The organism is uncultured Veillonella sp., from assembly GCF_963543145.1.
In the GTDB taxonomy this organism is placed as follows: domain Bacteria; phylum Bacillota; class Negativicutes; order Veillonellales; family Veillonellaceae; genus Veillonella.
Genome location: NZ_CAUTZP010000004.1, coordinates 97,214 through 122,299, shown reverse-complemented (window position 1 = coordinate 122,299; position 25,086 = coordinate 97,214). Strand labels below are relative to the sequence as shown.

23 protein-coding genes, 1 tRNA gene, 1 other RNA gene and 1 other annotated feature (1 of these 26 running past the window's edge) are annotated in these 25,086 nt (G+C 39.4%); all 25 genes read right to left on the bottom strand.

Annotation, left to right across the window (positions count from 1 at the left end):
- Positions 1–211, bottom strand: a binding site (T-box leader); it reaches 21 nt to the left of the window's first position.
- A 162-nt stretch (positions 212–373) separates the two neighbouring features.
- The gene (locus tag RWZ05_RS03420) at positions 374–1,363 is read right to left on the bottom strand and encodes a hypothetical protein (RefSeq protein ID WP_314642125.1); all 990 of its coding nucleotides are present in this window, start codon (positions 1,361–1,363) and stop codon (positions 374–376) included.
- 90 nt (positions 1,364–1,453) lie between these two features.
- Entirely contained in the window at positions 1,454–1,729 is a 276-nt protein-coding gene (locus RWZ05_RS03415) for a DUF4911 domain-containing protein (protein WP_314642123.1), read from the bottom strand.
- 1 nt (position 1,730) lies between these two features.
- Positions 1,731–2,972 (bottom strand): U32 family peptidase, encoded by a 1,242-nt coding sequence (locus tag RWZ05_RS03410; RefSeq protein ID WP_314642121.1) that lies wholly within the window; start codon positions 2,970–2,972, stop codon positions 1,731–1,733.
- Positions 2,972–3,580, bottom strand: a complete 609-nt coding sequence (locus tag RWZ05_RS03405; RefSeq protein WP_024066665.1) for an O-methyltransferase — start codon at positions 3,578–3,580, stop codon at positions 2,972–2,974. Before RWZ05_RS03405 ends, RWZ05_RS03410 begins: the two co-directional genes overlap by 1 nt.
- Positions 3,581–3,603: 23 nt before the next feature.
- A complete protein-coding gene (mltG, locus tag RWZ05_RS03400) occupies positions 3,604–5,034 on the bottom strand; it encodes an endolytic transglycosylase MltG (RefSeq protein WP_314642119.1) in 1,431 nt (476 codons plus the stop codon).
- Between the two features lie 170 nt (positions 5,035–5,204).
- Positions 5,205–5,501 carry a DUF1292 domain-containing protein gene (locus RWZ05_RS03395; protein ID WP_314642117.1) on the bottom strand — a complete coding sequence of 99 codons (297 nt, stop codon included), beginning with the start codon at positions 5,499–5,501 and terminating at the stop codon, positions 5,205–5,207.
- A 28-nt stretch (positions 5,502–5,529) separates the two neighbouring features.
- Positions 5,530–5,949 carry a Holliday junction resolvase RuvX gene (ruvX, locus tag RWZ05_RS03390; protein ID WP_005386119.1) on the bottom strand — a complete coding sequence of 140 codons (420 nt, stop codon included), beginning with the start codon at positions 5,947–5,949 and terminating at the stop codon, positions 5,530–5,532.
- The gene (locus RWZ05_RS03385) at positions 5,949–6,209 is read right to left on the bottom strand and encodes an IreB family regulatory phosphoprotein (protein WP_009351224.1); all 261 of its coding nucleotides are present in this window, start codon (positions 6,207–6,209) and stop codon (positions 5,949–5,951) included. The genes ruvX and RWZ05_RS03385 overlap by 1 nt, the downstream gene beginning before the upstream one ends.
- Positions 6,210–6,364: 155 nt before the next feature.
- Positions 6,365–8,980 (bottom strand): alanine--tRNA ligase, encoded by a 2,616-nt coding sequence (gene alaS, locus RWZ05_RS03380; protein WP_314642113.1) that lies wholly within the window; start codon positions 8,978–8,980, stop codon positions 6,365–6,367.
- 213 nt (positions 8,981–9,193) lie between these two features.
- The gene (locus RWZ05_RS03375; RefSeq protein ID WP_314642111.1) at positions 9,194–10,006 is read right to left on the bottom strand and encodes an NlpC/P60 family protein; all 813 of its coding nucleotides are present in this window, start codon (positions 10,004–10,006) and stop codon (positions 9,194–9,196) included.
- Positions 10,007–10,089: 83 nt separating this feature from the next.
- Positions 10,090–11,100, bottom strand: a complete 1,011-nt coding sequence (locus tag RWZ05_RS03370) for a glycosyltransferase family 2 protein (protein ID WP_314642109.1) — start codon at positions 11,098–11,100, stop codon at positions 10,090–10,092.
- A gap of 425 nt (positions 11,101–11,525) precedes the next feature.
- The gene (locus RWZ05_RS03365; protein WP_314642106.1) at positions 11,526–11,903 is read right to left on the bottom strand and encodes a hydrogenase expression/formation C-terminal domain-containing protein; all 378 of its coding nucleotides are present in this window, start codon (positions 11,901–11,903) and stop codon (positions 11,526–11,528) included.
- A 120-nt stretch (positions 11,904–12,023) separates the two neighbouring features.
- Positions 12,024–12,602: a HyaD/HybD family hydrogenase maturation endopeptidase gene (locus RWZ05_RS03360; protein ID WP_314642103.1), complete on the bottom strand. Its 579-nt coding sequence runs from the start codon at positions 12,600–12,602 to the stop codon at positions 12,024–12,026.
- A complete protein-coding gene (gene cybH / locus RWZ05_RS03355) occupies positions 12,595–13,404 on the bottom strand; it encodes a Ni/Fe-hydrogenase, b-type cytochrome subunit (protein WP_314642100.1) in 810 nt (269 codons plus the stop codon). The genes RWZ05_RS03360 and cybH overlap by 8 nt, the downstream gene beginning before the upstream one ends.
- 14 nt (positions 13,405–13,418) lie before the next feature.
- On the bottom strand, positions 13,419–15,320 hold the full coding sequence (locus RWZ05_RS03350; RefSeq protein WP_314642096.1) for a nickel-dependent hydrogenase large subunit: 1,902 nt from the start codon (positions 15,318–15,320) through the stop codon (positions 13,419–13,421).
- The gene (locus RWZ05_RS03345) at positions 15,320–16,459 is read right to left on the bottom strand and encodes a hydrogenase small subunit (RefSeq protein WP_314642095.1); all 1,140 of its coding nucleotides are present in this window, start codon (positions 16,457–16,459) and stop codon (positions 15,320–15,322) included. The genes RWZ05_RS03350 and RWZ05_RS03345 overlap by 1 nt, the downstream gene beginning before the upstream one ends.
- Positions 16,460–16,730: 271 nt before the next feature.
- Positions 16,731–17,060 carry a thioredoxin family protein gene (locus RWZ05_RS03340; protein ID WP_314642093.1) on the bottom strand — a complete coding sequence of 110 codons (330 nt, stop codon included), beginning with the start codon at positions 17,058–17,060 and terminating at the stop codon, positions 16,731–16,733.
- A gap of 57 nt (positions 17,061–17,117) precedes the next feature.
- Positions 17,118–17,468: RNase P RNA component class A (gene rnpB, locus RWZ05_RS03335), an RNA gene on the bottom strand.
- A gap of 50 nt (positions 17,469–17,518) precedes the next feature.
- Positions 17,519–18,622, bottom strand: coding sequence for a Nif3-like dinuclear metal center hexameric protein (locus tag RWZ05_RS03330; protein WP_314642092.1), 1,104 nt, complete (start codon positions 18,620–18,622; stop codon positions 17,519–17,521).
- Positions 18,623–18,637: 15 nt separating this feature from the next.
- Positions 18,638–19,369, bottom strand: a complete 732-nt coding sequence (locus RWZ05_RS03325) for a class I SAM-dependent methyltransferase (protein WP_314642091.1) — start codon at positions 19,367–19,369, stop codon at positions 18,638–18,640.
- A 71-nt stretch (positions 19,370–19,440) separates the two neighbouring features.
- Positions 19,441–19,515 (bottom strand) — tRNA-Ile (locus RWZ05_RS03320).
- A gap of 197 nt (positions 19,516–19,712) precedes the next feature.
- Positions 19,713–20,873 carry an RNA polymerase sigma factor RpoD gene (rpoD, locus tag RWZ05_RS03315; RefSeq protein ID WP_314642090.1) on the bottom strand — a complete coding sequence of 387 codons (1,161 nt, stop codon included), beginning with the start codon at positions 20,871–20,873 and terminating at the stop codon, positions 19,713–19,715.
- A gap of 22 nt (positions 20,874–20,895) precedes the next feature.
- On the bottom strand, positions 20,896–22,668 hold the full coding sequence (gene dnaG / locus RWZ05_RS03310; RefSeq protein WP_314642087.1) for a DNA primase: 1,773 nt from the start codon (positions 22,666–22,668) through the stop codon (positions 20,896–20,898).
- Positions 22,669–22,922: 254 nt separating this feature from the next.
- Positions 22,923–24,467: a ribonuclease Y gene (gene rny, locus RWZ05_RS03305; protein WP_314642085.1), complete on the bottom strand. Its 1,545-nt coding sequence runs from the start codon at positions 24,465–24,467 to the stop codon at positions 22,923–22,925.
- 175 nt (positions 24,468–24,642) lie between these two features.
- The gene (locus tag RWZ05_RS03300; protein WP_314642082.1) at positions 24,643–25,086 is read right to left on the bottom strand and encodes a regulatory protein RecX; all 444 of its coding nucleotides are present in this window, start codon (positions 25,084–25,086) and stop codon (positions 24,643–24,645) included.

Sequence of the window (25,086 nt, the reverse complement as noted above, 5' to 3'; positions counted from 1 at the left end):
CGGTTCCACCCTAGTTAACTACCTATACGAATATATATGTATAGTAATTCACTTCATTAAGCCCGATAACGGTGGCAGCCGTATTTGCCTACTTAGGTTCGACAAATCAGTTTAAAGGGGGTAACTCTAATATATGTGTAAGGCATTTCCAGCATCTGCCTCTCTCTGGTACACAGGGATATGAGAATCATGTCCTTTGCATCACTTTTACTAGATTATAGTATCATAGAGAATCAAAAATTTCAATACGGTTCAATAGCAAATTTCATAAATCTTATATATAACAAAACGGCCCGCATTTATCGGGCCGTTATATAGATAGATTAGCCTTTGAAATTTGTAACTAAATTAGTGCTTGAGGTTTGTAACTAAATTAGCGTTTGAAGTTTGTAGACAACATGGCACCAATTACTTTTTCCAACTTACTATTAGAAAGGTCTGGACCTTTGTATAGTGTTAAGAGCACATCGTTAGAGTTATCTTGTTTAGAAACCATCATAACACCGCTGCCACGAGCACCGTTATCGTCGTAATCTTTTGCTACGATAACGAGGTTCAAGTAATGGTCCTTCATGTATGTGTACACTTTGCTAGTACGTGCAGAGGAGCCGATCATTTTAGCCATGTTCATACCACGGTTGAATACGATTGTATTTGCATTATGTGGATTTGCCGCTAATTGCTGTTTTTCCTCATCATTTAAAGGCATAAGGTTTACCATAAGGGAGTCACCCATTTTACCACGGAACATAGCTGGCATTGTTTCACGTACGTCTTCTGGAATACCAGTATCAGCGGTCAATTTCAATTCCTTAGGTACAGTCATGTACAGAACGCCCTTGCTATTGCGGCCTACCTCTGTGGTGCTGAGGTCTACAGCGCTAAGCATAATGGAATCTTTAATAGTTGCTACTTGGTTTGCTAACGGCTTTTCAGGAACACCACGGCTCGCCAATTGTACATCGCCAGATTTAGTTTTTTTCAACGTCTCTACGTTCCAGTTAGCCCCTTTTTTATCGGCGTCGCTAGCTTCTGTAAAAGCATTTACTCCATCTTTTGTACCTACATATACGTAAGTTTGGGCTGGGATAATTGTGTCAGGCGCACCTAATTTATTGAACGCTGCACCGTATACAACGTTAGGAATCACAGTGGAACCAATTTGTAGATTATTATTAGTTTGGCTTTCCACATCAAAATTGATATTGCCTGTGAAAGTCATGTCAGGACCATGATTAATGATGACTACATCCCCTGCTTGAGGAATGATAACAGGACCTACAGGGCCTGCCATAGCCACACCTGCAATAGATACACCAAGGCAAACTGTTAATAATGCACGTTTCAAAATAGATTGTTTCATAGATATACTCTCATTTCTCTACTATTTTTATACATTTTATAGTACTTTTAAGATAGTTAATTCAGATTATATTTACAAATTCTTATAAACTTAATCTTCGATGGTGACATAGTCGGATAAACTAGATAATACTTCAATAGCCAACGGCTTTGTAGATGGTGTACAGCGCAACATGCACCGCCCACTTGTATCTACAGAGGTCATAACACCTAAGTATTCATAGCCTTCAATGATGCGATTGATAAAATTCGTATGTGTAGGATCTATATGAAAGTACACATACGCTTCCTCTCCGGAGGTTGCTAAGTCTGGTACATCTGGGAATGCACCGATAGATTTACTCGGTTCTAATGGTGTACTACTCATATTACGCTTCTTTGATTTTGCACTCACGGCGCATCATGGAGTACGGCTCAAGCGGTGTATCCATGTAGATGCGAACCTTCATTTGTGCATGAGGTGCCACGTCGATAGGGTTACCATCTTCATCTGTCATTTTTTCAATTACAGTTTCTACAAGATCCCCTTTAGGTTGGCAGAATTCTACTTTATCGCCTACTTTGAAGTTATTGCGTTGTTCAAGATCAACGTATTTTTCTTCTTCGTTGTAGCCCATAACTAAGCCGATGAAATCATGGCTTTGTGTGTTAGTAGATTTGCCGTAGTTTTGAGCTGTTTCGTCAGGACGACCTTCTGCAAAGCCATCTGTATATGGACGGTGGGAAATTTTTTCTAATTCTGCAATCCATTCTGGACGAACGTACCAATCTTTACCTTCTTTAAGGTATGTATCGATAGCTGTACGGTATACTTTCGCTACTGTTGCGCAGTAGTGAACGGATTTCATACGGCCTTCAATTTTTAAACTATCTACGCCAGCTTCATATAAATCCGGAATGCGGTGAATCAAGCACAAATCTTTAGAGTTAAAGATATATGTACCATGCTCATCTTCTTCAATTGGATAGTATTCACCAGGTCGGTTAGATTCTACAAGGGAGTATTTCCAACGACAAGATTGAGAGCATTGACCGCGGTTCGCATCGCGATTGCCTGTCATGTAGTTAGACAAAAGGCAACGACCAGAATAAGAAATACACATGGAGCCATGTACAAAGGATTCGATTTCAATATCTACATTGTCCTTCATTTCTTTAAGATCTGCTAAAGATACTTCACGGGCTGCTACAACGCGTGTAGCACCAAGTTCTTTCCACATTTGAACTGTGTGCCAGTTTGTAGTGGAAGCTTGTGTACTTACGTGAAGTTCAAGGCCTGGAGCCACCCGTTTAGCAAGGCTAAAAATTCCCATATCGGCAACGATGATTGCATCAACGCCGATACTTTCAAGGAATTTTAAATAGTCCTCTAAACCTTCGAAATCCTCATTGTGAGGAATGATATTACATGTCACATGGATTTTCTTGCCATGAGCATGTACGAATTCTACAGCCTCCTTTAATTCCTCGTCGGAGAAATTAGAGTTACCTGCGCGCAAGCCAAAACGTTTACCTGCGCAATATACGGCATCCGCACCATAACGAATCGCCATTTTAAGCTTGTCCATATTCCCTGCAGGACAAAGCAATTCCATAAAATGTTCTGCCATTATTTGTTGTGCCCTTTCCACACACTCACACTCATGCCATCCCCCATGGGGTAAATGGTGGTGTTAAACAATTCTTTATTTTCAACATATGTTAAGTATTCTTTTAACCGTTTTACGATAGTTTTGAACCGTTTTGGCGGCTCCTTATCGCCCCTTACATAGCCTCTAAAGAGTACATTGTCCGCTAGGATAACGCCTCCTTCTTTCACATGCGGCAAAATGAGCTCTAATTGCTTTAGATATTGTCCCTTAGGACCATCTAAAAATACTAGATCATATTCACCAGTGAGTTCCGTTAAGACTTGAGACGCATCGCCTTTCAGCAATGTAATTTTATCGGCATAATCGGATTGGTTAATATAATATTTCGCCATTTCATGACGCACATCATCTAATTCAATAGATGTAATGTGTCCCTCCTCTTTATCGAGTAGCGGAGCCATCAATAAAGCGGAGTAACCAATGGCGGTGCCCACCTCTAACACAGAGGTGGGCCGGTACAAGCCTATTAATTCTTCAAATAGATGAACCTCGGATTCACGTAGAATCGGTACATCATTAATCATCGCATAAATACGCTGTTCATTTAAAATATCATTTAATGTCATGAAAGTAGATTCAATCTCCTACATTATTTATTGCTATTACCACTAGGCACGTTTAGCGTAGAACGATCAACCGATTCAGCTGGTTTCACTTCAACACGCGGTACCTCTTGTGTGCTTGGAGCTACATACGGAGTCGTTTCTGGTGCACGATTGGTAGTCGGTACATACGTATTATTACTACTATTATCATAAGATGGAGTAGCTGGTGTAACTTGAACCGGTGTTTGATTTTGTGTTGGAGCAGGTACAGGAGCTGGAACCTCAGCTGCTGGAACAGTTGTTGGCGTGTATTTATAGGTAGGTTCAACGTCAACATATTGAGAATCTGCTTCCACCGCTTCTGCAGAACTATAGTTATAGTCAGGTTCTGTAGTTGCTACTGCCACGTCATAGTTTGGACCTGCTTGTGCAGCCACTTCTGTGCTAGCAGAGGAAGATGCTACTGTATCAGCGCCATAAATCTTATTAACTGCTGCTAAATGCTCTTCGTATGTTTTAGAGAAGTGATTATGACCTTCTTTATCTGCTACAAAATACAAGTAATCTGTATTTTCAGAATATAATACTGCATCTAACGATTTTTTACCAGGGTTAGCAATCGGTCCTGGTGGTAAACCTTTAGATACATATGTATTATATGGACTTTGTAGTTGAGTATCACCAATTGTTACGTCTTCTTTTGCATAACCAAGTACATAGGAAATGGTCGCATCAGATTGTAATGGAATACCATGAGCCAAACGCTTTTTAAACACGCCCGCAATAGTAGGACGATCCGCATCAAATAAAGACTCACGTTCAACAATAGATGCCAATGTTACAAAGTCATGAATACTCATGTGCTGTGCTTGAATTTGTTTCTTTACAGCTGGTGTAAGGTAACGATTCATTTCATCAGCCATCATTTGGATAACTTCACGAGGTGTAGCCCCAACAGGGATTTCATAAGTACTTGGGAACAAGAACCCTTCCACCGGATATGTAGCAGGTTTTGTACCTTTCATATATGGGTATGGTACAAAAGTCTTTGCTTCAGCTAAGAAATCCTTTGCTTTCATGATTTGGTTTTTTTCAAGAACGATAGCAATATCACCTACAGTATAACCTTCTGGAATCGTGACACGAATAGATTCTACATAACCTTCTTGTAATAAAGAAATGAGTTCGCGCACAGTTACCTTATTAGGAATTTGGTAGTGCCCCGTTTGGAGCTTGTCATTAGTACCGCTCAAGTATAACCAAAGTTTAAAACCTAGGGGAGAACGGATGAGCCCTCTTTCATAGAGCATATCTGCAATTTCAGCTCCCGTTTGACCCTTTTCAATAACTAAAACTTGGGTACCATCATCTTGAACGAAGGTATTAGGTACTAGGTATAATGCACCAAGACCACCACCAATAATCAATACACCAACAATAGCTAGAATTAGAATATATCGTAAGGCTTTTCTCACGTCGTTGAGTTCCTTTCTGTAACATAACAGTATATATCACTTTATTATATCATAAACTCTATATTTCCCCTACACAAAAGGGCATTAATCACCTTGTTTCCCTCTGCTTATGTGATATATAAAAATAGCGCATTGCTCTACGCAATACGCTAGATTTATCTTAAAGACGATTATTCATCTTCACCCATTTCTTCATACATTTTTACTAAAGTTTCAAAAACTTCATCATCTTCATCTAAAGGTACGTATACTTCAACGCCTTCTTCATTTTTTTCGATACTAGCCAAGATCATGTATGTGTCATCTTGACCTTCGTGGTCTTCCTCTTCATCTTGTACATGTACAAGAACTGCGTACTCATGACCTTCATGGTTTAGAACAACATCTTCTGTGAAGTATTGTTTATTGCCGTTTTCGTCTTCGAATTCTAAATAATACACTTCACCTTCAAAGTTTTGGTCAACCATTGGAAACCCTCCTTGTGGAAAAAAAGATTTATTTATTGAACTGCAAGCGATCTAAGTATCCTTGCAAAATTACAACCGCTGCCATTTTATCAATAACGGATTTACGCTTTTTACGGCTTACGTCAGCTGCGATGAGTTGGCGTTCAGCCATAACCGTAGATAACCGCTCATCCCAATATGAAACAGGTAAATCGATAACTTCCTTCATCTTTTCAACGAATTCTTCAGTCTTTTCAGCTCGTTCACCTTTTGTACCATTCATATTCTTCGGCATACCTACTACAAGCTCATGTACTTCATATTCAGCAATGAGTTCTTGTAAGCGATTAAAGTCTTTTTCAAGAGATGTTCTACGAATGGTTTCAATACCTTGTGCAGTCATGAGCAGTGCGTCGCTACAGGCAATACCGATAGTTCGGCTGCCCACGTCTAATGACATAATTCTCATTATAATTGTTTAGCCTTTGCGTATTCTTTCAACAATTCCTCAATCAAGTCATCTCGCTCCAAGCGACGAATATCAGAACGTGCATTATTATAACTAGTAATGTACGCTGGATCACCAGAGATTAAATAACCTAAAATTTGATTAATTGGATTGTAACCTTTTTCTTGAATAGATTGATAAACACGAGTAAGCACTTCTTCAGCTGTCATCGGTTCATCGTCTACTTTACGGAATAACATAGTTTCATCAGAAACCTTCATCGTATCCCTCCTTTTTATTACATTGGCGGGCTTCACTTGTGAAAGTGAAACCTCGCCTACTATTATACTTGAATCAAAGGTACATAGTCAGTAACTTTTTATGCATTATGAAAAATTTCTATAACAGATACAAATATAATTATGAAATTATATGCCTATTGTAACATAGATGTTAAAGCTTCACCACCAGCTTTTAATGCTTCTGTCAATTTAGCTGGCTCTTTACCGCCTGCTTGTGCCATATCTGGACGTCCACCGCCATTACCACCAGCTACTTGCGCCGCAGCTTTTACGATATTACCTGCTTTAGCGCCTTTTGCCACTACATCTTTGGATACTTTACATACAAAGTTAACTTTGTCATCACCCATAGCTGCACCAACAAGAACTACGCCAGAGCCATTTAATTGATCAAGACCCATATCTGCTAAGTCGCGTAATTCATCGATAGAGGACGCCTTTACAGCAGCCGCTACAAATGCAACATCGCCAATCATAGCTTTACCAGCAATGATATCTGCCGCACCAGCTGCAGAAACTTCTTTACGAATTTGTTCTAATTCTTTAGCAGTTTCTTTTGCTTCTGCCAATACTTGATGCAAGCGTTCTTCTACTTGAGGAGCTTTAGTTTTAAGTTCCCCTGCCATGCGTTCGATAGTCAAACGATCATGTTTTGCCGCATCTAGAGCTGCACGACCTGTGATTGCTTCAATACGACGCACACCGGAACCGATACCAGCTTCAGAAGTTAAGCGGAAGGAACCTATGAACGCAGTATTACCTACGTGAGAACCACCGCATAATTCAACAGAGAATCCTGGAACCTCTACAACGCGAACTACGTCACCATATTTATCACCAAAGAGTGCCATCGCACCTTTAGCTTTTGCTTCATCCATAGACATTTCAGCAATAGCTAAATCTGTAGCTTTTAAAATTTCTTCATTTACAAGAGCTTCAATCTGATCAAGTTCCTCTTGTGTTACAGGAGAAAAATGAGTGAAGTCAAAACGCAAGTAATCAGGAGTTACCAAGGAACCTGCTTGGTTAACATGCTCGCCTAAAACCTTTTTCAACGCTGCATGTAACAAGTGTGTTGCTGTATGGTTACGAGCCATAGCAGCACGACGATTTGTATCAACTTCAAGTGTTACATCATCGCCTTCAGAGATGGAACCTTCAACAACAGTACCGATATGGTATACTGTGCCTTCAGGTAAGCGTTTTGTATTATGAACCTCTACTTTACCCATTGGGCCAACGATGAAACCTGTATCACCTAATTGACCGCCCCCTTCTGCATGGAATGGAGTAGTGCGTACGATAACAGTCACTTCATCGCCATCGGCAGCTGTTTGCAAACGTTCAGAACCTTTACCAAGCATCAATACAGAAGAAGCTGTTACAGCCTCATCTTCAAGAAGCTCTTCATCTTTCAAGAATGTAATGTCTGGTGTTGCTACCTTTGCATCTTCTTTTACACGAGCTTCACGAGCGCGTTCACGTTGTTCCTTCATAGCCGCTTCAAAACCTTCATGGTCGATTGTAAAGCCGCGTTCAGAAGCGATTTCTTCTGTTAACTCCCAAGGGAAGCCATATGTATCATACAGTTTAAATACTTCAGAGCCTGGAACTACAGTTGCTTTTTCAGCAGCCAATGTGTCGATCAAGGAATTTAATAACTCAAGACCTTGCTCCAATGTTTGGTTGAAGCGTTCTTCTTCGTTTTGTACAACACGTTTAACGAAGTCTTGTTTCTCAGCAATGGATTTAATACCAGGGCCAAGAATGTCTATAACTACATCAATAAGTGGTGTCAAGAAGATACCTTCAATGCCAAGTAAACGGCCATGACGTACAGCACGACGTAAAATACGACGCAATACGTAACCGCGACCTTCATTGGATGGCAATACACCATCGGAGATCAATGCAGTGACAGCACGAGCGTGGTCAGCAATAACCTTCAAAGAAACATCAGTATTTGGATTTTCATTATATGTAACACCAGCGCGTTTTGCAGTAGCTTCGATAATTGGGAAAATCAAATCTGTTTCGAAGTTAGTTCTGCAACCTTGTAATACGGAAGCCAATCGTTCAAGACCGGCGCCGGTATCAATATTTTTATGTTGTAAAGGTTCGTAAGAACCATCTGGCATTTTGTTGAATTGAGTAAATACTAAGTTCCAGATTTCAAGATAGCGATCGCAGTCACAACCTGGCGCACAATTAGGATCATCACAACCATGTTCAGGGCCTTGGTCGAAGAAGATTTCGCTATCTGGACCACATGGGCCTTCACCAATTTCCCAGAAGTTATCTTCAAGGCGTGTAATATGACTTTCTTCTACGCCACAATCGTTATGCCAAGTATCATATGCCTCTTGGTCATCTGGATATACAGTAACATATAATCTATTTTTATCGAGTTTAATAACCTCAGTTAAGAACTCCCATGCCCAGTGGATAGCCTCTTTTTTGAAGTAATCACCAAAAGAGAAGTTACCAAGCATTTCAAAGAATGTATGGTGACGAGCTGTGCGGCCTACGTTTTCAAGGTCACCAGTACGCATACATTTTTGGCTTGTTGTAATACGATGACAAGGAGGTACCAATTTACCTGTAAAGAAAGGCTTCAATGGCGCCATACCTGCCCCGATCAATAATAGAGATGGATCGTTTTCTGGTATAAGAGAAAAACTATCTAATTTTAAATGTCCTTTGCTTTCAAAAAACTGCAAGTATGCTTGACGCAGTTCATTACCCTTCATGTGTATATTCCTCCTAAAATTATTTACTCTTCATTATATCGTAAATACAACATAAAATCTATTAAAAACATTGAAGTTATGCGGAATTCACTGACTTTCACAATAGTAAACAAAAGGATAAAATTCAATCTTTCTAAAAACGAGAAAAAGAGGTTATACAAATCAACAGAACATAATTGATTCGTATAGCCTCTTTTATAGCTAGTTATTAAATTAGCGCACAACGCGTTTTGCGCCGATGTAACGTTCACCCCAATAACCTGTATCAAGGTCAGCTACTGCAACACCACGACTGGAAGTGGCACTGATGAACTTGCCATTACCAATATAAATACCGGAGTGAGATGGACCTGGCTCGTATGTTTCAAAGAATACTAAATCCCCTGCTTTTAAGTTTGCACGAGAAACCTCAACACCTACGTTATATTGTTCATCCGCCAAACGAGGTAAGGAAATACCTTGTTTTTCGAATACATATTTAACGTAGCCAGAGCAGTCGAAACCACTTGGAGTAGTACCGCCAAATACATATGGTACACCACGGTATTTGTCTGCTTCCGCCAAGATAGCATGAATACTGCTAGGTGTTTCATTTTTCGTAATATTATTTAATTTAACCTTTTTGCCATTAATGGATTGACTAGCGATACGACGAGATGTCGCATTGCTGTTTGTAAAAGCGGATTTCGTTGCTACTGCTTTAGTCGCTGCATTTTGAGTCAATGCTGCCTTCGTAGAACGAGGAGCACCCATCAATGCGTTATACGTAGCAGGACCTACGATACCATTCACTGGAAGGCCATGATCTTGTTGGAACAGACGAACTGCCCATTTTGTTTCCTTACCATATACACCGTTTTTGTCTGTAGCATTATAACCGTGCTTAATTAGTTGTTGTTGAACCGCTGTAACACTTTTGCCTTTATCACCATATTGTAATGTTGTTGCGCCAACCATGGCTGTTGTGGCACACACAAAAGTTAATGTTAATGCCGTTATTTTAACCTTACTATATTTTGACTTCATATGCTTCCTTTCCAAAAACTTTTAAAGTAAGTTATTTATTCAAAATATACTAACCGTCTATTTATTTGCATCTACAAATACAGCTAGTCTTCTTTATTTTTGTTAGTATAAGTCTCTGATGCTATAAAGATATCTGCACTGCTCGGTCCCAATAAAGGAGCCTCTTCATGCTCTTCAAAATTTATAGCTGACTTAACCCAATACAAAGGCCGTTGCTTAACCTCTTCAAAAATACGACCCACATACTCGCCAATAATTCCCAGTCCGACGAGTTGAATCCCCCCAATGAACAAGATTGATACGCCCAAGGTAGTCCAACCATTCAAGGCTTGTCCCATAAGGTATACATACAAGAGATGTAAAATGAGCAAGAAACTCATACCACCACAGAATACACCTACATACAAAGCGGCCCGTAATGGAACTCTAGAAAATGCTGTTACCCCATCGAGAGCAAATCGAATCATTTTGCGTACACTAAATTTCGAGACACCTGCAAAACGAGGTGGCGCCACAAAATGCAACTCTGCTTGTCTGTACCCTAAAGCACCAACAATACCGCGCAAGAAACGACCATGTTCTCGGAATCGTTTCAATGTTCCTAATGCTTTACTATTCATGAGGCGGAAATCAGATCCACCTTCTACAATAGGAACATCGGCCATTTTGTTCATTAGCTTGTAATAATACTTAGACGTGAAAGATTTAGCCCAACTAGCATCCTCAGTTGAATCTCGAATGGTGCGCACCACATCGTACCCTGATTCCCATAACCGAACGAGTTCAGGAATCAATGCCGGTGGATGCTGCATATCACCGTCCATTGTAATAACTGCATCGCCATTAGCATAATCAAGACCACACGTAAGTGCTGTCTGATGCCCAAAATTACGAGCAAGCAATAACACTTTCACATGTTTGTCATTATATGCAATTTCACGTAATATCATAGCTGACGAATCACTAGATCCATCATCTACATAGATTAATTCATAATCATACGTGAGACCTGACATAACATCAGTTACAGCTTTATAGAAAGTTGCTATGTTTTCCTCTTCGTTATATACAGGTACTACAATAGAAAGTAACATAAATCCTCCAAAGTATTTTACTCACATATTTTATGTTAATTAGTAAATTAAGGCAAATCGTCAAGGTTAACAATAGGTGAAATTCTACTTATAAACCCAGTAAATATGCTATTCTTTAAGAAATCACTAAAAACATACTTCATTTAGCTTATATATAAGCACAATAAATTAATAATACATCCATTTATTTAAAATTTTACTCAATACAGCTAATTATAAAATAATTTTATTTCTCTACTAAACTAAGGAATAATGACTATTACTAATTTAATAAAGCATTAAGCAAAATAACAGATAGATTCTAGATAATAAATATCGAAAAACGACTTTAATTCATCTTACGTTCATATATTAAATAGTTATTTTATTACTTTAGCCCCACAATTATGTTTAATTCGGGGAGCCATTTCAAAGGTCCTTTTCTATTATAGTCCTGCAGCATCAATCCAGGATTGTAAATCCTCTTCTGCCATTTCCATATCTTCTTCGTACGCACCAGCTACAACAGGATATTTTGCAACCTCTACAGTATGTAAAATTGAGTCATCACGACCGTTTTTAAAAGTCCCAATCCAAATACCTGAGAATTGAGATTCATACCATTCTACAGGTTGATCAGTTTCATTAAAACTAATTGTAATATGACCGCGACCAAGGGTTTCTAATACCTCGACTTGCTCTTCCTCTGTAAGGCCTGTTTTTTCAATATAAATAGAATAGGTTTCACCATTCTCACGTAAATTCTTGAGGGCTAAACGCAATTCATTTAATACAGCACGTACATTGTTGTAATTTTCAATCATATATACTCCTATGTAAAAAATACCATATGTACAATATTAAAATTTCATTACTACTATCCTATACTGGAATTTCCTAATTTTATCTGCATCAGTAGTATCTCATGAGTAGTGTTTTACTACTTATAATTTCGGTTCTACTTGTACGCCCCATTGTCGAAGTACATTAAGAACACGGTCTTTTACCTCTGGTAAGGCCCGTTGAACAACCTCGCTTGGTTCAAAACCAAGCTCAAGGGATTCTGGCTCTACACCAATGACTATAGCATCCTCTAGAGGCTCCTCTTGAATGGCACGGATTCGTAAAATATCTTGCATACCTACTTCATGTACAGAAATATGTTCTGTAAAGTATTGTTCGAGTTCTTTATGAGGGAACTCATAAACAGTCCCCGGTGCATCACCACCATTAATGGCATCTACCAGTAGAATTTTCTTCATCCCTCTCATATAGGTGAGCAATTCCATCCCCATAGTACCACCATCAATAATGGAAATAGGGGGTGTAAAAGTATAGTTTTCTTTTAACGCTTTCACCACATGAACACCAAGGCCTTCATCGGTAAGTAATATATTCCCTACCCCAAGTAAAACAATTTCATTATTACCATCATCGTAAAGGCTATTTAAATCAATACGCGGACCCTCAGAGTCCGCGTATTGTTCCAAGCCACTGATGATTTCAGTACTTGCATTAGTCATTTTCTTTTAATTCTCTTTCTCTAGGATCATTAGGGTCACTTGGGCGATATGTAGTGAAGGATGGTTTATCGATACGTTCACCACGACGTCGTTTACCATTGAGGTCCTCAATATCGATTGGATCATGAGCATAATACTTCATACCAGAAACCATAGCAGATACTTCACCAGATTCCTCCATAACGTCTTCTCGGAATGCCATATACACATGGACAATAGTAAAGAACAAGAAGCCCCAAGCAATATAGTGATGGATAATATGAACTTTATATTCCCCACCAAACAATGTAATAACTGGTGCAAATAAAGTTCCTAAAATACCATTAGGGTCAATCATTGAATACATTGCAAAACCGGTTAAGATTTCAAAGAAGAACATTATGTACACCATCATGTACGCCGTTCTTGCTAAAGAATTACGAAGCCAATGATGTTCGTGTTTTTGAGGAATCATCAAATAGTGCAATGTAGTTTCTTTAAGCCCATACCAATACCGTTTTTGACGGAATTTAGGCAATAATCTATCCCCTCGATTCCGAATAGCACCAGCAAATCGGAAGATAAAGGAGAATGTTAAGATAACACCCGCAATGAAATGGATACGACGCATAGTTTCCATAGAAAACCAACCATTAATTGCATAAGTTGGCTCTGGATTACCTGTAATAGCGGAAAACCCTGGGTCACCAATGTATAAACCAGTCCAGAATAAAGCTGTTACACTAAGCACCATAGTCCAGTGGAAGATACGTAGCCATAAACTAAATACGACATACGCCTTTTTGTCAGTATGTATTAACATAAGTCCACCACCCTTTATTTACACAATGCATCAGTATTGATGGAAACGATTTTTTCGCCTTTTTTATTGTATAAATGGGTTGCACAGGCAAGACATGGGTCAAAGGAGTGAATTACCTTTAAAATCTCTAGTGGTTTATCTGCAACTTTTACTTTTGTATCAATCATAGCATCTTCGTACGCACCATGCTCATTAGGTGCAATCCTAGGACACGCATTCCATGTGGACGGTACGATACATTGATAGTTTGCAGAGCGACCATCTTTAATATGGATCCAGTGACCCAAGCCACCTCGCGGTGCATCTACTAGACCAACGCCTTTTGCGTCTTTATCCCATGTATTTGGTTCAAATTTAGTCATATCTGCAACAGCAGTATCACCATTTTTAATATTAGCCACTAACTTATCGAAGAAATATTGACTCATATTAGCGGCTACTTGTGCATCAAGACCACGACATGCCGTACGGCCAACCATAGTTGTCATCCAAACGTGTGCAGGTACGCCCAAGACTTGAGATACGGTATCGATTTGACGAACAATCATAGCTTCTGCCCAAGTAGGTTCTTTAATAATACCTTGTTTAACCTTAGTATACACTACGATATATTTTGCTAATGGCCCAACCTCTGCAGTTTTACCTTTGAAAGTTGGGGATTTAATCCAAGAGTATTTTTTATCTTCGTCAAGATATTCCCAGTTCTCTTTAGTACCAGATTTAGGCCCTGTAAATTTAGGATCTGTAACACCATCAATAGGATGAAGTGTTTTCGTACCATCTGGATACTCAAACCAAGCGTAATCAACCTCTTCACTGAGATATTGAGGATCCATAAAATCCTTGCCTTCTAATGGAATAAATGTAGCTTTATCTACACCTAATGCAAAGTTTTCTACTACACCGTTAGAGCGAACGATACATTTTTTATGGTAATCGCCATTGGAAATACCTGTATAAGTGTCATCAGGATAATCACCATAAGACATAACGCGTTTTTTCGCAAGACCGCCACCATCGATCATGCCTTTTTCTACATACATCTTGCCAATTGCTAAAAGATCTGGCAAATAGAAGTTATCTACTAAATCTTTAGTTAATGCAATAGATTGTTCTACTGCTGCAAGGCGTTGCGTATTAATTGGCGCATTCATGTCATCCATAGAAATAGAACATGGCATACCACCAATAATATAATGTGGATGAGGGTTTTTACCACCAAATACAACGTGAGGAATTACGATATCACGTTGACGGTCTAGAATATTCAAGTAATGTGACACAGCCATCAAATGAACCTCTGGTGGCAATAAATTATAGTCAGGATGATCCCACCATTGAGCAGAGAAAATGCCCAACTGACCAGATTCAACTATCTTCTTAACCTTTTGTTGTACCGCTGTAAAATACGCAGTAGTTGCTTTAGGAAACTCTTTAGGATATGCAGAATTTTTGGAAGCTGTTTCTGCTGGTGCCAAGCCACTTACATTATAAGTAGCCAATACATCATTTTGTAATTGTGCCGTTTTAGCAGGATCTGCATTAAGAGCTGCTACAGGGCTAACCCAATCAAGAGCATGCAAATGATAAAAATGTACGATATGATCATGTGCATCTAGACAACTATGCATAATGTTGCGGATATAGTTTGCATTTTTAGGAATCGTAATACCAATTGCATCCTCTACAGCACGTAAAGCTGCTAAAGCATGTGTCGTTGTACATACACCACAGATACGTTGTACAAAGGCCCACAAGTCACGAGGGTCACGGTTCTTTGCAACTAATTCAATACCACGCCACGCAGTACCAGAAGATAAGGCATCCTCTACCTTACCAGTCGCTTCATCAACTTTTATTTCTACCCGTAAATGACCTTCAATACGGGAAATCGGATCTACTACTACGCGTTTCATTAGTGACCTCCTCCATTATTATGCTTCGTTTCATCCCACAAACCTTGTTCTTTCAAGCGTTTTTCCTCTTTAATATCAAGATACTTGTTTCGAGCAAGAGTAGCAGCACCATGAATAATAACTGCCGCAGTTGCACCAACAGCAGCTACTGTACCGATTGTATCAACAGTTGTAATGGTATTTGCTAATGGAATGTCTGGTAAGCGTTTATAGAATACATCGTTATCCCAGAAGCCCTTTTCAGAGCAACCAATACAACCATGGCCAGATTGAATTGGATAGGATAAACCATTCCACCAACGTAAGTTACCACAAGAGTTATATGTTTGAGGTCCACGACAACCTACCTTGTACAAGCACCAACCAGATTTGGATGCATCATCGTCAAATTTCTCAACGAATAACCCAGAGTCAAAGAAGGCACGACGGTAACATGTATCGTGAATACGATTTCCATAAAATTGTTTAGGACGACCTTGTGCATCAAGAGGTGGAATTTGACCGAACAATGCATAGTGCATTACTACACCAGTCATAACCTCTGGAATCGGAGGACAGCCAGGAACTTTAATAATTGGTTTACCAGATACAACAGAAGATACAGATACTGTATTTGTTGGATTGGGTTTAGCCGCTTGGATTCCCCCCCAGGAAGCACAAGAACCATATTCGATAATCGCTGCAGCCCCTTTAGCCGCTTCTAACAAGGATTGCTTAAATGTGCGACCACCTACAATACAGAAAATACCATCTTCGTCAAGTGGCACGCCACCTTCAACAGCTAAAATATATTTACCTGCTTTTTCTTTGATGATTTTTTCTAAATGTTCCTCTAATGGTGCACCAGACGCTGCCGCCAAAGTATCATCATATTCAAGAGAAATCATATTTAAAATAACATCAGAAGTAAATGGAGAGGATGAACGGATAAAAGATTCACTACAACCAGTACATTCATGACCATGTAGCCAAATTACCGTAGGCAATTCAGTTGTTTCAGCAGCCTTAACAACGGTGTCTAACATCGTTGGTGGTAGGCCTAATATAGCGGTGAGTGCTACACAGGATTTCATAAATGTGCGTCGACTCAAACGGCGCTCTTGGAAGAGTGTCCATAGACTGTTTACACGATTCTTCACGGAATATAGCCTCCTTACAACAACTTTGCGCAATATATGTATATTACTTAATAAACTACAACAATATGATAGAAATCATTTTTATAAGCTCAATTTATCATACAATAAAGTTCAAAATCATGATAACAATCACATTCTTACTATTTTATTATAGCACTTTATAAAATTAATAACTATAGAATTTAAGCAAAAAAGCTGTATATGAGAGGTAATTTCTCTTATATACAGCTTTGTATGTATGTTTTGTAGTTTTTAAACAGTTATTAGACTATTACATAATTTCCTTGATTAGGGCCTCAAGCACATCAGCTTTTTTGTAACCTACAAGGGAATCAAGCTTTTTGCCATCACGGAAGAATACCATGGATGGAATGCCATCGATGTCTTCTTTCAATAAAATACCACGAAGATTTTTATCTTCCGCATCAACGCTAAAGAATTCTACTTGTCCTTCAAAACGTTCTGCTACCGCCTCTACCTCTGGACGCATAACAGTGCAAGGTTCACACCAAGCAGCCCAAAAATCAACAATAGCCAAACCTTTAGACCCAAGTACTTTTTCATCAAATTCTTGTACACTAGTAATTGCTGTAATTGCCATGAAATTCTCCTAACAAAGATCTACAATCTTATATACTATAAATTATATTCTAAATATGGAAGCAAGCAATCAATAAGCCGAGTTCTGTTCCGCTTGCGCGGTGACGATTATCTTTCTAGGCGTACAGTCGCCTGCACGCTCGAGCGACACAACCCGGAAGGTAGGCGGGACCACCCTTAACCCTTCCCTATTCGGTCTTGCTCCGGATGGGGTTTACCGAGCCAGCCTGTTACCAGACTGCTGGTGAGCTCTTACCTCACCTTTCCACCCTTACCACTGACGTGGCGGTTTCCTTTTCTATGGCACTTTCCCTAAGGTCACCCTCGCCAGACGTTATCTGGCATCCTGCCCTATGGAGCTCGGACTTTCCTCGAGTCCTATGGACTCGCAACCGTCTTTCATACTTGCTTCAATTCAGTTTATCATAGCTAAGCTATTTGTTGCAAGAAAATGCAACATTATAAAAAGAAGAAATCATTTTGTTCTGTGAAAGCTTGAATAGGAATAGAAAGGCCTGTTCCGATCAAATAATCTCGCAAACCATCAGCTACAATAGATTCTGTACAAAAATGCCCTGCATCAACAACAAGGAGCCCTAATTCCTTAGCCATTTGAGCCTCATGATACTTCACATCACCGGTAATATATGCATCCACATGTAAACGAGCCGCATCTTTAATAAATTCAGCACCAGCTCCGGAACATAACGCAATGGATTGAATCTCTTTAGGTGCAATGCCTGCAAAGCGAATATTTGCCAATGGTAAGGCTTCTTGTACCCATTCACGGAAGGTATCTAAATTCAATGCATTTGGCAAACGACCAACTCTACCTAAATACTGAGTAGATGCTGTAGGACCTACTAAGGACACAACTTCATAAGCCACTTCTTCATAAGGATGAGCGGATTTCATGGCCTCCACAACTTGGCTTAAATGAGTACCATCTACGATAGCATTCACTTGTACCTCAGGTGCCACCGTTAAAGTCCCCGCTTCACCGATGACAGGATGAGACTCTTCATTGCCGATAAAGCGACCTTCACCGTGAAGACTAAAGCTACAATGCTCATAGTTACCAATTTTTCCTGCCCCTGCGTTGCCCATAGCATGACGAACCGCATCAGCAGCGCTTTCAGGTACAAAGGTAGTCACCTTATACAGCGCTTCTTCACCAGTTTTAACAAAACCTTTTACGTCTATAAGCCCCAGTTGATTTGCCAACATATCATTAAGACCACCTGGTGCGATATCGAGATTTGTATGAGCACTATAAACGGCAATCTTATGCTGAATCAACTGATGAATCATACGACCTTGCACCGTATCGCAAGATAGCTGTTTTAAACCTTTAAAGATTAATGGATGGTGGCTAACAATCAAATTATAGTTATGCTCAATAGCATAGGCTACAGCTTCCTCTGTAACATCTAAGGCCGTTAATACTCCTGTAACGACTGCATTACGATCGCCTACCATAAGACCTACATTATCCCATGATTCAGCATAGGAACGCGGCGCTAATTGTTCCATCAATGAAATAACATGTTGAACTGTTGTCATATAACTCACTTCCTTCTATCTAGTTTCTAAAAGACTACAAAGAAACGCTACTTCAGCATCTAATTCCTTATATTTATCGGTATGACTTAATTTATCAGTCATACCATCTAGTGCACATTGGCGTTGGTAAATCAAATACTCAATGTATTTTTTCCAAAGAGGTGGGCGTTCCTGTTCAAGAAGAGCGCCTACAGACCACAATAAGGATTCTTCAGGCAATGCGGCATACATATCTTCTCGAATCGGCGTACCTGTATACTTTTCTACACTATCTTCACGAATCGCTAAAAATGCAGTATATAATTTGCCTGCATCTTCAACGATAATTTCAAGAACGATAACATAGCCCTTTTTCACCATATACTGACGCAATTCTTTTTGCCCATTTTGTGGTTGTAACACGTAGAACTCTAATGGCTCAGGCCCTGCGTCTACAATATCTCGCATCAAAAAACCGCCCATACCGCAGCAGATGGCACCATTTAGCTCGCCTTTCTGCGTTACCTTGAGACCATCCCCTAAACGGCAATCTACCTTAGACTCAAGCCCACGTGACTTAACATATTCTTTTGCTGACTCTAACGGCCCTTTATGCACATCCCCAGCGATGACAAATTCAGCACGACCACGATTAATGAGTTCTACCGCTAAATAGCCATGATCAGTACCGATATCTGCAATAGCATGAGCCTTTGGCACGATTGAAAACACCGCTTCCAAGCGCTCCATCATAGGTCTAGGTTCCATAATATCCTCTACTATTAGTATATAAAAATAACCGCCCTTGAATTCTCAAGGACGGTAGATATCAACATAATTGGTGGGCCCACCTGGGTTCGAACCAGGGACCGACCGGTTATGAGCCGGTTGCTCTACCCCTGAGCTATAGGCCCACAGTTAGTTTCTAGCTTATTAATTATACCGAATTGAACAGTACTAAGTCAAGGCACACTACATTTCTATGACTGTTTCATGAGCATAAAACGATGAATCATATCGTCTTCGTTGAACACACCTTTATTATAACATAAAAGGGCTGTAACACAGTGCTAGAGAGCACTGCATTGCAACCCTTACGAGACTCTTTATTTTATAAGAAGTCTTTGATTTTATCGCGTTTACCGCGGTTACGCAATTTAGTAAGCGCCTTACCTTCAATTTGGCGGATACGTTCACGAGTAACATTGAAGTGTTGACCCACTTCTTCTAATGTACGAGGTTTACCATCCTTCAAACCAAAGCGCAAGATCAATACTTGTTGCTCACGATCTGTTAAGCATGTAAATACATCTTCAATTTGCTCTTGCAACAAGATGTAACTAGCTGCATCATCTGGAGCAATTGCGTCTTGGTCTTCGATGAAGTCCCCTAAATGGGAATCTTCTTCTTCACCAATTGGAGTTTCCAAGGATACTGGCTCTTGTGCGATTTTTTGGATTTCGCGCACACGCTCTACAGTAATCCCCATGCCTTCCGCAATTTCCTCTGGCAATGGTTCGCGACCTTTATCTTGCAATAACTGACGAGAAATACGGATCAATTTATTAATCGTTTCTACCATATGTACAGGAATACGAATCGTACGAGCTTGGTCCGCAATAGCACGCGTAATCGCTTGACGAATCCACCATGTAGCATATGTGGAGAATTTGTAACCTTTTGTATAATCGAATTTATCAACCGCTTTAATCAGACCAAGATTACCTTCTTGAATCAAATCCAAGAATAACATACCACGACCTACATAGCGTTTTGCGATACTTACAACTAAGCGCAAGTTAGCATCTACCAATTTTTTCTTAGCCTTTTTGGCAAGTTGGATATCTTTATATGTAGCATCTTCTGCTGCGCCAGCTTCAATTTGCTTTGCTAAAACGATTTCTTCGTCCGCAGAAAGCAAAGGAACACGACCAATCTCTTTGAGGTACATACGCACTGGGTCATCAATATTAACACCAGAGTCTACGCTTAAGTCGATGGAGATACTCTTCTCGCTAACAACCTCTTCAGCATCTTCTTCTGGCTCGATTGGATGTTCATCTACATCTTCTGCATCGACGTCAGCTATAACCTCAATATTTAATTTACCTAAAGTAGTATAAATGTCATCTAATTGTTCTGCAGTGATTTCCGCCTGCTCATGAAGAGCATCTGAAATCTCGGATTGTGTCAACACACCGGTCTTACGGCCTTTTTCAAGAAGTTGTTCCACAATCTCCTCTATTTGACTTTTTTGTACTTTCTTAGCCACAACGCTCTCCTTCTTATAGTATTTACTTAGACCATTCTCTAATTAAATTCTGTATTTCCTGACATTTATGTAATTCGCTAATAAACGTCGAATCTCCTGCCCGTTTTAATTGATCCGCCATAATTGAATGCGCTTTATACTGTTCACGCAAAGAATGGAGCCTTATCTTGCGGATTAATCCAGGCACTTGCACCTTATATTCATCATCGCTCATAACAACCAATCTAGAGTAAATATCATACTCTGAAGGGCTTAAAATAGCTTGAATTGCAGTTTCATCTAAACTACCTTCTGTCTTAAATAAGGTGAATATCTTTTCTATTATACCGCGATATTCATTTTTTTCAAAGTCCTCTACTGGCAAATAGTTCATCATTTGTTGTAAAACTTCACCATCTGTGAAAGCTAGAGATAGTAATTTCTCCGCATCCCCCTTAGGTAAATCCTGTGTTGGCAAAGGTGCAGATGCAGTATCTACTAATTCAATTTGCCCCTTTTTCACATAATCGCGGAAGTATCTAAAGATACTACTATTATCAAGCCACAGAGGCAATGCTAATGTTTTTAATGCGTCATCTCGCTGTGTTTGACTATCTATATTTGCAATATATGGGAACACATCCGCCATAACGGCTTGTTTTCCTTCAGTATCATTTGTATCGTGCTTAATTAAAGACTCACTCAATAAATAATCAAGAGGCTTCACAGCCTTTGCGACTAAGTCTTTAAATGCCTGCCCACCATGATTACGCACGTAATCATCAGGATCTTTGCCATCTGGCATAGCAAGAACACGTACCTTAAAGTCCGTATTTTGTAATAATTCAATGGCCCTAGCAGCTGCTTGACGACCAGCACCATCCATATCATAGGCTAATACAATTTCATCTGCCTGTCTCATCAAGATATGTCCATGATCTTTTGTATACGCAGTCCCCAAAGACGCTACTACATTAGTAACACCATGATTATGGGCAGATATAACATCCATATATCCTTCTACGAGAATAGCTTGCCTCTCTTGACGAATTGTTTTGTACGCCTTATCAAAAGCAAATAATATTTTCCCCTTTTCAAAGATAGATGACTCAGGAGAGTTCAAATATTTTGGTGTACTGTTATCCATGACCCGCCCACCGAAGGCAACGACTCGTCCTTTACCATCCATTATAGGGAACATAATACGATTTCTAAAGAAATCATAGAATTGTCCCTTTTGGTTTTTACGTACCAAATTCAACTCTAATAAAATTGAATCATCAATACCGCGTTCATGGAAGGCACGATATAACTTATCCCAACCATCAGGGGCAAATCCAAGCTTGAACTGTTCTATTGTTTCCTTCGTAAGTCCCCGCTTCTTTAAATAATCGAGCCCCACCTTTCCCATAGAGGTTTGAGTGAGACAGTTATGGAAAAATGTAGCCGCTAAATCACAAGCTTCATATAGTTTTTTTCTTCTTTCATCTCGAGCTCGCTGCTCAGGTGAAAGCTTCGCCTCTGGCAATGGAATATTAGCTCGGTTAGCTAGCCGCTCTAGTACCTCTACAAAGGTTAAATGTTCTAACTCCATAAGGAATTTAATAACATTCCCCGATGCATGACAACCAAAGCAATAATAAAAACCCTTTTCAGGGGCAACGCTAAAGGATGGCGTTTTTTCATTATGGAAAGGACAGCAACCCCAATAGTTTTTACCGCGTTTCTTTAAGGCTACATGCTCGGATATAACTGATACGATATCATTAGCATCTTTGATTTGTTCAATCAATTCATTTTCAAAATATCGCCTCATAGCCAACGCCTCCTTTCCCATATATATATTAATTCGATATATAAATAAAAAATCCTCTATTTGTAAAAGATTTTAATCAGTTAAATTATTAAAATGGTGTAAAAAACCAAATACGAATCATAGGAATCCTTATCTATGAAGATAAAATACATAAGGATTCCTATACGCCGTATTAAACGATACCATTACCAATATTTTGATAACAATAGGCTGCAATGATAACATTGCAGCCTATACTTATCGCTTATTGCATATTATTTTGCGTAATCCACAACACGAGTTTCACGAATAATTACGACCTTGATTTGGCCAGGATATTCGAGTTCAGACTCGATGCGTTTTACGATATTCCGAACAAGTAATGTAGACTCAGCTTCATCAATCTTATCCGGTTTTACTACAACGCGAATCTCACGACCGGCTTGAATAGCAAAGCATTTTTCAACGCCTTCGAAGGATTCAGCGATTTCTTCCAATTTAGATAAACGTTTCAAGTAGTTTTCTAATGTTTCTCGACGTGCTCCTGGACGAGCTGCGGAGATAGCATCAGCAGCAGCTACTAATACAGCCTCAACACTTTGGAACTCTTCATCACCATGATGAGCACCAATACAGTTGATTACTGCTGCGCTTTCACGATATTTACGAGCTACATCAACACCGATTTGAACATGAGAGCCCTCAAGTTCGCGGTCCAATGCTTTACCGATATCATGAATTAAGCCACCTCGTTTAGCCAATGTTACATCGCAGCCAAGTTCAGCTGCCATTAACCCTGCTAAATGAGATACTTCGATGGAATGTTTCAATACGTTTTGGCCGTAACTAGTACGATATTTTAAACGACCTAAAATCTTAACGATTTCAGGATGTAAGCCGTGAACATCAGCTTCAAATGTCGCTTGTTCACCTGCTTCTTTAATAGTTTGGTCAACCTCTTTACGAGCCTTACCAACCATTTCTTCAATACGAGCTGGATGGATACGACCATCTACAATCAATTTTTCCAATGCAATACGAGCCACTTCACGACGAATTGGATCGAAGCCGGAAAGAATAACTGCTTCTGGTGTATCATCGATAATCAAGTCAATACCTGTTAATGTTTCAAGTGCGCGAATATTACGCCCTTCACGACCGATAATACGACCTTTCATTTCATCATTAGGCAATGCCACTACGGATACGGTAGTTTCCGCTACATGGTCAGCTGCGCAACGTTGGATTGCAGAGGAGATAATTTCTTTCGCTTTTTTCTCCGCTTCATCCTTAGCTTGCTGTTCCATTTCCTTAACCATAATAGCCGTTTCATGACGGATTTCTTGTTCTACATTCGTTAACAAGATATTTTTCGCTTCTTCGAAAGTCATACCAGAAATGCGTTCCAATTCTGCCATTTGTTTTTCATACAAAGCTTCTACCTTTTCACGGCTTTGGGCTAATTCAGCTTCTTTGCGATGTAAAGCTTCCTCTTTGTGCTCAATATTGTCTAATTTTTTATCCAAAGATTCTTCTTTTTGAAGAATACGGCGTTCCATACGTTGAAGTTCAGAACGACGATCTTTATTTTCTCGTTCCACATCGGAACGGAGCTTATGAATTTCTTCTTTCGCTTCTAATAAAGCTTCTTTCTTTTTAGACTCAGCTGTGCGCTCACCGTTAGCGATGATGCGTGCAGCCTCTTGCTCAGCTTGATTCAGTTTTCCTTCAGCAATATTTTTTCTTAAAAAATAGCCTACCCCTAGTCCAATCAGTACCATTACCACTGCAATTAGACTATACTCTAAAATCTGTCTCACCTCCTCTTAAATTCTCAAAATCGAGCTTTCATGCTCCTTTTTATGCCCTTCATGCATTAAATTATCAATTAGCCATATCATCATATAAATAAATAAGGCTATTATTAATTTTAGACTTGAACGCCCTTTCTGTCAAGATTTTACAAGCTTAGCAAGGTCTTTCAAAAAGCATTATTTATTCATAAAAATCATTACATACGACTTGAATTGTTCTTGTTGAAAATCCTCTATATTTGAGAAAATTAAATACTTTTACACGAGGAGTGCGGTCCTCATTGAGAATGGAACCAAATTTTTTCTCCACTACTCGATAAGCCGCTTTTACTTCATCATAAGAAGAAATTTCTGAAGGGATATTAAGCCCTCGAAGCTTCATCTTTTGTTTAATCATGTAAGAGCCATATTTCTGTTCTTTCATCAAGTATGCTAGGACTTGTTCAGATAAGCGCTCATCATTAATGTAATCATACTCTCTAAGGCGTTCAAGGACCCTCTCAATGATTGGGTCCTCGAATTGTTTACGTCTCATTTTTTGTATTAGTTCATAGGAACTAAGAAATCGTTGAGCTAGGAAGCGATACGCTTGATCCATAGCAGCTTGCATCGTTTCGTCACTCAT

Coding starts and splice junctions, on each gene's coding strand:
- cybH (WP_314642100.1), bottom strand. CDS start 13,404: ATGTTAATACATACTGACAAAAAGGCGTATGTCGTATTTAGTTTATGG.
- RWZ05_RS03385 (WP_009351224.1), bottom strand. CDS start 6,209: ATGAAGGTTTCTGATGAAACTATGTTATTCCGTAAAGTAGACGATGAA.
- alaS (WP_314642113.1), bottom strand. CDS start 8,980: ATGAAGGGTAATGAACTGCGTCAAGCATACTTGCAGTTTTTTGAAAGC.
- RWZ05_RS03300 (WP_314642082.1), bottom strand. CDS start 25,086: ATGAGTGACGAAACGATGCAAGCTGCTATGGATCAAGCGTATCGCTTC.
- RWZ05_RS03365 (WP_314642106.1), bottom strand. CDS start 11,903: ATGATTGAAAATTACAACAATGTACGTGCTGTATTAAATGAATTGCGT.
- ruvX (WP_005386119.1), bottom strand. CDS start 5,949: ATGAGAATTATGTCATTAGACGTGGGCAGCCGAACTATCGGTATTGCC.
- RWZ05_RS03360 (WP_314642103.1), bottom strand. CDS start 12,602: ATGACTAATGCAAGTACTGAAATCATCAGTGGCTTGGAACAATACGCG.
- RWZ05_RS03375 (WP_314642111.1), bottom strand. CDS start 10,006: ATGAAGTCAAAATATAGTAAGGTTAAAATAACGGCATTAACATTAACT.
- RWZ05_RS03325 (WP_314642091.1), bottom strand. CDS start 19,369: ATGGAACCTAGACCTATGATGGAGCGCTTGGAAGCGGTGTTTTCAATC.
- RWZ05_RS03405 (WP_024066665.1), bottom strand. CDS start 3,580: ATGACATTAAATGATATTTTAAATGAACAGCGTATTTATGCGATGATT.
- RWZ05_RS03340 (WP_314642093.1), bottom strand. CDS start 17,060: ATGGCAATTACAGCAATTACTAGTGTACAAGAATTTGATGAAAAAGTA.
- RWZ05_RS03420 (WP_314642125.1), bottom strand. CDS start 1,363: ATGAAACAATCTATTTTGAAACGTGCATTATTAACAGTTTGCCTTGGT.
- RWZ05_RS03370 (WP_314642109.1), bottom strand. CDS start 11,100: ATGTTACTTTCTATTGTAGTACCTGTATATAACGAAGAGGAAAACATA.
- RWZ05_RS03410 (WP_314642121.1), bottom strand. CDS start 2,972: ATGGCAGAACATTTTATGGAATTGCTTTGTCCTGCAGGGAATATGGAC.
- RWZ05_RS03350 (WP_314642096.1), bottom strand. CDS start 15,320: ATGAAACGCGTAGTAGTAGATCCGATTTCCCGTATTGAAGGTCATTTA.
- RWZ05_RS03330 (WP_314642092.1), bottom strand. CDS start 18,622: ATGACAACAGTTCAACATGTTATTTCATTGATGGAACAATTAGCGCCG.
- dnaG (WP_314642087.1), bottom strand. CDS start 22,668: ATGAGGCGATATTTTGAAAATGAATTGATTGAACAAATCAAAGATGCT.
- RWZ05_RS03395 (WP_314642117.1), bottom strand. CDS start 5,501: ATGGTTGACCAAAACTTTGAAGGTGAAGTGTATTATTTAGAATTCGAA.
- RWZ05_RS03415 (WP_314642123.1), bottom strand. CDS start 1,729: ATGAGTAGTACACCATTAGAACCGAGTAAATCTATCGGTGCATTCCCA.